At 74.6% G+C, this 6646-nt stretch carries 7 protein-coding genes and 1 pseudogene; 7 read left to right on the top strand and 1 reads right to left on the bottom strand.

What is annotated here, in order from left to right:
* The 5 genes and pseudogenes from VIM26_RS08715 to pdxA form a co-directional block, all read left to right on the top strand.
* Positions 1-199, top strand: a pseudogene (locus VIM26_RS08715) (aldolase); the annotation flags it as partial.
* A gap of 56 nt (positions 200-255) precedes the next feature.
* Positions 256-1458 carry a sialidase family protein gene (locus VIM26_RS08710; protein ID WP_414696461.1) on the top strand — a complete coding sequence of 401 codons (1203 nt, stop codon included), beginning with the start codon at positions 256-258 and terminating at the stop codon, positions 1456-1458.
* Complete coding sequence (locus tag VIM26_RS08705; RefSeq protein WP_331950193.1) at positions 1455-2165, top strand: SDR family oxidoreductase; 711 nt, start codon at positions 1455-1457, stop codon at positions 2163-2165. Before VIM26_RS08710 ends, VIM26_RS08705 begins: the two co-directional genes overlap by 4 nt.
* Positions 2162-3382, top strand: a complete 1221-nt coding sequence (locus tag VIM26_RS08700) for a four-carbon acid sugar kinase family protein (RefSeq protein ID WP_331950191.1) — start codon at positions 2162-2164, stop codon at positions 3380-3382. The genes VIM26_RS08705 and VIM26_RS08700 overlap by 4 nt, the downstream gene beginning before the upstream one ends.
* Positions 3379-4428, top strand: a complete 1050-nt coding sequence (gene pdxA / locus VIM26_RS08695) for a 4-hydroxythreonine-4-phosphate dehydrogenase PdxA (protein WP_331950189.1) — start codon at positions 3379-3381, stop codon at positions 4426-4428. Before VIM26_RS08700 ends, pdxA begins: the two co-directional genes overlap by 4 nt.
* 8 nt (positions 4429-4436) lie before the next feature.
* Here pdxA and VIM26_RS08690 read toward each other — a convergent pair whose 3' ends face one another.
* On the bottom strand, positions 4437-5000 hold the full coding sequence (locus VIM26_RS08690; RefSeq protein ID WP_331950187.1) for a nitrilase-related carbon-nitrogen hydrolase: 564 nt from the start codon (positions 4998-5000) through the stop codon (positions 4437-4439).
* A gap of 366 nt (positions 5001-5366) precedes the next feature.
* On the opposite strand from VIM26_RS08690, the gene VIM26_RS08685 reads away from it, so the two are divergent.
* Both VIM26_RS08685 and VIM26_RS08680 read left to right on the top strand, forming a co-directional pair.
* Entirely contained in the window at positions 5367-5627 is a 261-nt protein-coding gene (locus VIM26_RS08685; protein WP_331950185.1) for a hypothetical protein, read from the top strand.
* 221 nt (positions 5628-5848) lie between these two features.
* Positions 5849-6514 (top strand): TetR/AcrR family transcriptional regulator, encoded by a 666-nt coding sequence (locus VIM26_RS08680; protein ID WP_331950184.1) that lies wholly within the window; start codon positions 5849-5851, stop codon positions 6512-6514.
* Positions 6515-6646 lie beyond the last annotated feature (132 nt).

Here is a 6646-nt window from a genome sequence, read left to right as displayed (position 1 = left end):
CTTCGACGCCGCCCTGGCCCGGGTTCTGAAGGCCGCGCAGGCGGCCGGCATCGTCGCCGGGATCCACACCGCGAACGGCGAGATCACCGCGCAGCGCATCGCGCAGGGCTTCACGTTCGTCTCGGTCGCCTCCGACCTGACGCACCTCGAGCAGGTCGCTGCCGCGCACCTGAAGACCGCGCTCGGCGGCAACGCGTGAGCACGTCCGAGCTCGCCGCCGAGCCGCTCGCCGCCGGGCCGCTCGCGACCGACGGCGTGCTCCGCCGGGTCCCGGGCGACCCGGCGCGGTGGTCGGCGTACCTGCCGGCGCCCACCGTCCAGAGCCACGCGGCCAATCTGGCGCGGCTGCCCGGCGGGGACCTCGGCTGCGTGTGGTTCGGCGGCACCCAGGAGGGCATCGGCGACATCGTGGTGTGGTTCTCGCGCCTCGCCCCCGGCGCCGAGGTGTGGTCGGCACCGGTTCAGCTCTCCGACGACCCGACCCGCTCCGAGCAGAACCCCGTCCTGTTCACGGCGCCCGGCGGCGCCGTCTGGCTGCTGTACACGGCCCAGCTCGGGGGCAACCAGGACACCGCCGAGGTGCGTCGCCGCATCTCGACCGACGACGGCCGCACGTGGGGACCGGTCCGGACGCTGCTGCCGGCCGGCCCGGGCGGCGGCGTCTTCGTGCGGCAGCCGATCACGGTGCTGCGATCGGGGCGCTGGCTGCTGCCGGTGTTCCGCTGCGGCACTGTCCCCGGCAAGGCCTGGGTCGGCGACCGGGACACGAGCTCGGTGTTCGTCTCGGACGACCAGGGAGCCGCCTGGCGCGAGGTCCCGGTGCCGGACAGCGTCGGGCGCGTGCACCCGGGCGTCGTGCAGCTCGCGGACTCGAGCCTGCTCGCGCTCTTCCGCAGCCGGTGGGCGGACAGCATCTACGAGTCCAGGTCGACCGACGACGGCGAGACGTGGACCGTGCCCGTGGCGACCGAGCTGCCCAACAACAACTCCTCCCTCCAGGTCACCACGCTCGACGACGGCCGCCTCGCGCTCGTCTTCAACTCCGCCAGCGCAGCGGACGCGACCGCGCGGCGGGTCTCGTTGTACGACGAGATCACCGACGGAGGCCTCGCCGCCGACGACGCCGACGACGGCCCCAACCTCGTGGCGCCCGGGTCCGAGCCCGAGCCCGGGCCCGACGAGGCCGGGCCGACCGCCTTCTGGGGTGCCCCGCGTGCCCCGATGACGCTCGCGATCTCCGCCGACGGCGGCAGGACGTGGCCCGAGCGGCGCAACCTCGACGTCGGGGACGGCTACTGCCTCACCAACAACTCCCGCGACGGCCTCAACCGGGAGCTCTCCTACCCGTCGATCCTGCAGGCGCCCGACGGCGACCTGGACGTCGCCTACACCTATCACCGGCAGGCCATCAAGCACGTCCGGGTGGCGTCCTCGTGGGTCGCGCGGGGCGAGCCGTGACGGCCCCGGCCGCCGATCGGGACCGGGCCGGCGCTCCGCTCGCCGTCGTGACGGGTGCCAGCTCGGGCATCGGGCTCGCCGTCGTGCAGCGGCTCCTCGCGGACGGCTGGCGGGTCCTCGGCGCGAGCCGCCGCCGGCCGGCTGTCGACCATCCGGACTTCACCTGGCGGCGGACGGACCTCGCCAGCCCGGCCGACGTCGGCGCCCTCCTCGACGCGGTGCCCGCGCTGGACGCCGTCGTGCATGCGGCGGGGGTGCTCCGGGCCGCTCCGCTGGGGGCCCTGTCCGCCGAGGTGGGCGAGCAGCTGTGGCGGCTGCACGTGCAGGCGCCGACCCAGCTGGTGAACGGTCTCGTCGGCCGGCTGCGTGACGGCGGGCGGATCGCGCTGATCGGCAGCCGGACGTCGTCGGGCGCCGCGGGCAAGAGCCAGTACGCCGCGAGCAAGGCCGCGCTCGTGGGGCTCGCCCGGTCCTGGGCGATGGAGCTCGCGCCGCGGGGGATCACCGTCAACGTGGTCGCGCCCGGGCCGACCGATACGCCCATGCTCGTCGACCCCGAGCGGGCGCACCTGCCGGCCCGCACCCCGCCGCTCGGCCGGTTCGTGCAGCCGGGCGAGGTCGCCGGCCTGGTGGCCTACCTGCTCGGCCCGGACGGCGGCTCCCTCACCGGCCAACAGCTCGTGGTGTGCGGGGGTGCGTCCCTGTGAGCACACGGATCGTGCGCACGATCGGCGTGGTCGCGGACGACCTGACCGGCGCCGGCGACTCGATCGCGCCGTTCGCCGCGGCGGGCTGGCGGGTCGACCTCCAGCTGACCGCGGCGGCGATCGATCCCTTGGACAGCGCCTCGAGGGTCGTCGCGCTCACCACCGGCGCCCGGGCCGCCCTGGACGCGGAGGCGGCAGCGCGGACCGCGACCGCCGCGGCGGCCCTGGCCCGTGCGCGGGTCGACCGGCTCGTGCTGAAGATCGACTCGACCATGCGCGGCTCGGTGGCGGCGCAGCTCCGCGGCGGCCTCGACGGCTGGCTCCCGGGCGCGTTCGCCGTGCTCTGCCCGGCCTACCCCGAGCACGGTCGCACGGTCGACGCGAACACCGTCCGCGTCGACGGCGCCCTGCTCGAGACCTCCGCGAGCGCGGCAGATCCCGTGACGCCCGTGCGCTCCAGCACGATCGCATCGCTGGTCCCGGGCAGCGTCCACCTCCAGCTCCCCGCGAGCGGCGAGCGGGACGCGGATGGGTTCGCCCGGGCGCTGGGAGCTCTTGCGGCGGACCTTCGGGGCGCCTCGCCCGTGCTCGCGGTCGACGCCACCACGACGGCCGACCTCGACTTCCTCGCGGTGGTGATCGGCCGGCTGGACGCCCGCGCGGTCGCCGTCGGTTCGGCCGGCCTGACCCAGGCGCTCGCCCGCGGGTGGGCCCCGCCGGTTCCCGCCGCGCGCCCGCCGGTTCGGGGCGACGGCGGCCCCGCCCGGATCCTGGTCGTCGTCAGCTCCCTGCACGACGTCGCGCGCGGACAGGTCGCCGCGTTGCTGCGCGAGCAGGCGGCGGCCCTCACGCCCGACCGCGTCGTGGTCGTCACCGCCCCGGCCACCCCGGTCGACGGCGCGAACGCGGCCGGGATCGCCGACGCGATGGCTCGAACCGTCGCCGGCCACCTCGCGCGCGGGGCCTTCACGGCCCTCGTGCTCGTCGGCGGCGACGGCGCGCTGGCGACCCTGCGCCGCCTCGACGCGACCTCGGTACGGGTCACGGGGTCGCTCGCCGACGGCGTGCCGTACGGCACGGTGCGCGGCGGGACGGCCGAGGGCCTCGCGGTCGTGACCAAGTCCGGCGGCTTCGGCGAACCCGACGCCCTGATCGACATCGTGCAGGCCCTCACCACGGGCGCACCTGAGCCCCACCAGAAAAGGACAACATCATGACCAAGCCCGTGCTCGCGGTAACCCTCGGAGACGTCGCCGGCATCGGACCGGAGATCACCGCCAAGACGCTCCTGTTGCACCCGGACCTGCGCGAAGAGTGCGTGCCGGTCGTCGTCGGCGACCTCGACGCGATGCGCCGCGGGGTCGGGCACGCGGGCCTCGACCCCGCCGTCGTCCGGGTGATCACCGACCCGCGCGCGGCCACGAACGATCCGGCGATCATCGAGCTCCTCCAGACGGGGGAGTCCCTCGCCGACGTGCCGACCGGCGAGCTGAGCCCGCTCGCCGGCGCCGGCTCGTACCACTTCGTGGTGGAGGCGTGCCGGCTCGCGAAGGCCGGCCTGGTCGACGCGATCGTCACTGCTCCGCTCAACAAGGCGGCGATGCAGGCCGGCGGGCACCACTGGCCGGGTCACACCGAGCTGCTCGCGCACGAGTTCGGCGTGGCGAACTTCAGCCTCGTGCTGTCGGCCGGTGACCTGTACTTCTTCCACCTCACGACGCACGTCTCGCTGCGCCGGGCGATCGAGGACGTCACGCCGGAGCGCACCGACGACGTGCTCACGCTCGTCGGCGCGTTCACCAAGGCGCTCGGCAAGCCCGACGAGCCGATCGGGCTGGCCGGCCTGAACCCGCACGCCGGGGAGGGGCGCCTCTTCGGCGACGAGGACGCCGACATCCTCGAGCCCGCCGTCGCGCGTGCCCGGGCCCGCGGGCTGAACGCGCACGGGCCGATCCCTGCCGACGCCCTGATCCCGGCGGCCGTGCGCGGCAAGTGGAACCTGGTGATCGCCTGCTATCACGACCAGGGTCACGCGCCGTTCAAGGCCGTCTACGGCGACGACGGCGTGAACATCACCGTCGGGCTACCGGTCGTACGGGTCTCGGTAGACCACGGGACGGCGTTCGACATCGCCGGCCAGGGCCTCGCCCGCGAGGCGAGCCTCGTGCTGTCGTGCCGGCGAGCCGCCCAGCTCGCGCCGGGCTGGGACCACGTGTGGAAGACCGCGCGCCAGAGCGAGGCAGCCCGCGCGGCCGTCCGGTAGGGGCCGGGCTATTCCACTGGGACGTCGGCGAGCAGCACGACCGCCCCGTCGAAGCTGGTGGTGGACGCGATCCGCCTGCCCGCCGCGTCGAAGACCGCCGCCGTCCCGTGGCTCGTGCTGCGCACCAGGGGCACCCCGGTCATGACCGGTGCCCAGACGGCGAGGCCGTCGTGCAGGTCGGCGAACTCGCGCCAGTCGTTCGACGGCGCCGCGAGCACCCCACCGTGCGTGGCGACCGCGCGCCGGTAGTCGGAGAAGTCGAGGTCGTAGCAGGCGGACACGGGCAGCGGGCCGTCGACCTCGAGCGGAGGCTGGCGGCTGGGCTGGGCCGGTTCCCCGCCACGCAACGGGTGCCGCTTGTCGTACTCGTCGACGACGTCGCCCCGGGGGTCGACCACGAGCAGCCGGTTGCGCGTCTGGTCCTCGTCGAAGAGGCCCGCGACGAACGTCGTGGAGTTCGCCGAGGCCCAGCGGCGCAGCGTCTGTTCCCACTGGGCGCCTTGTTCTCCGTGGACGAACGCCACGGTTTCCGGCAGCACCACGAGCTCGGCCCGTCCCGGGCGGCCCGCCACACGAGCGGTTCGTAGGCCGCGACGACCTCCTCGAACCTGGCGCGATGCTCCTGTGCGGGGAGCGCCTCGCTGGTGGCTGCCAGGTCGCGCGAGACGGCCGCGACGCGCACCCGGGTCGCGGTGTCAGCTCGCCAGCGGGCACGGCGGTAGCTCACGCGACCGTAGAGCACGGCAGCCAGGACGAGGACGAGCGCGGCTCCCGCCGCGACGACATCGGCCGCCGTTTCGGTGAGCAGACCCGTGACCGCCAGGAAGGGCACCGTGCCCGCGGCGGCGAGCACCACCGGGATCAGGTGCGGGGAGCCGAGCCGCGCGATGTGCGCGATCGGCGACGACCGCTGAACCGTTTGGAGCAGGAGCGTCGCGGTGCGCCCGCTGGTCGCGACCGGCAGCGAGTTCGCGAGCAGGACCGTGCCGGGCACGGCCGCGAGGCCCCACACGGGGTTGCCGTCCGGCCACAGCCACGCGCCGAGCACACCGGCGACCGCCCAGATCGCGCCGCTGAAGGCACTGATGGCGCGTTCCATCGGGCGGTTGAAGGGGTACTTGCCGACGATGGCCGGGATCCCGGCCACGATCCCGAAGGCGAGGCCGCCAAGCGCGGCGGCGGCGGGCGGGCTGAGGTAGAGCATCACCGCGAGCGGCGTGAGCATGATCCAGCGCACCCAGCCGACGGCCCAGGCGGTCCAGACGAGGGCGCCGCTCGCTGCGCCGAGCGCGGCCGCGATCGCAGCGGCGAGCAGGAAGGAGAGGACGGCATCCATCGTGGTTCCTTTCACGCACCGTGCCCTCGGACCCGAGGCTTCCGTCACGTTGTAACGTAACGCCGGACCGTTACGCTGTCCACCATGGGAAGACCGCGGGAGCATGGCGAAGCCATCGGCCGCGAGCTGCTGGCGGTGGCGGCCCAGGTGCTGGCGAGCGAGGGTGCCGACGCCGTCACGATCCGCCGGCTGGCCGACGAGGTCGGCACCACGACGCGCGCCATCTACACCGTGTTCGGCGGGCGGCAGGGGGTGTTCGAGGCGCTGTACCGGCAGGCCGTCGAAGGGATGGTCGAGCGGCACGAGCTCGTCGCGAGGTTCGACGACCCGCTCGAGGAGATTCTCGCGCTGGCGCTCGCCTATCGCGCCGGGGCAATGGCGCACCCCAGCCTGTACGGCCTGCTCTTCCCCGGGTCGGTGCCCGAATTCCGGTCGGGCCGCCAGGATGCGCGCTACGCCCGCCGCAGCTTCGACCGGGTCCGCGCGACGGTCGAACGGGGCATTCTGGCGGGGACCTTTCCTTCGCGCGACCCCGTCGCGACGACGGTCGGCCTGTGGGCCGCGGTGCACGGGCTGGCCTCGCTCGAGCTGCTCGGGGTGCTCGGAGCGGATGCGCTGGCCGTGCCCGTCTGGCGGGAGACGATGCGGTCGCTGCTCACCGGGTTCGCGGCACCGCCCGGCGTCGACCGTCCGCTCGCGGCGTCGACCGTCCGCTCGGGTACGAGCTCGCACCCGCGCGGGTCGCGGTGATCGGGATGACCCAGCAGTGAGTGCTGGCATGCATGTGCCGCCACATCACCCCTAACCTCCCCTGCCTCCCCTGCCCCCCCTGACCCCCCTAACGTCCGAGCGTTGACGTCCTATAGGACGTCAACGCTCGGA

This window comes from Pengzhenrongella sp., assembly GCF_036565025.1.
Lineage (GTDB): Bacteria > Actinomycetota > Actinomycetes > Actinomycetales > Cellulomonadaceae > Pengzhenrongella.
This window is presented reverse-complemented; position numbering and strand designations above follow the sequence as displayed.

Coding starts and splice junctions, on each gene's coding strand:
- pdxA (WP_331950189.1), top strand. CDS start 3,379: ATGACCAAGCCCGTGCTCGCGGTAACCCTCGGAGACGTCGCCGGCATC.
- VIM26_RS08680 (WP_331950184.1), top strand. CDS start 5,849: ATGGGAAGACCGCGGGAGCATGGCGAAGCCATCGGCCGCGAGCTGCTG.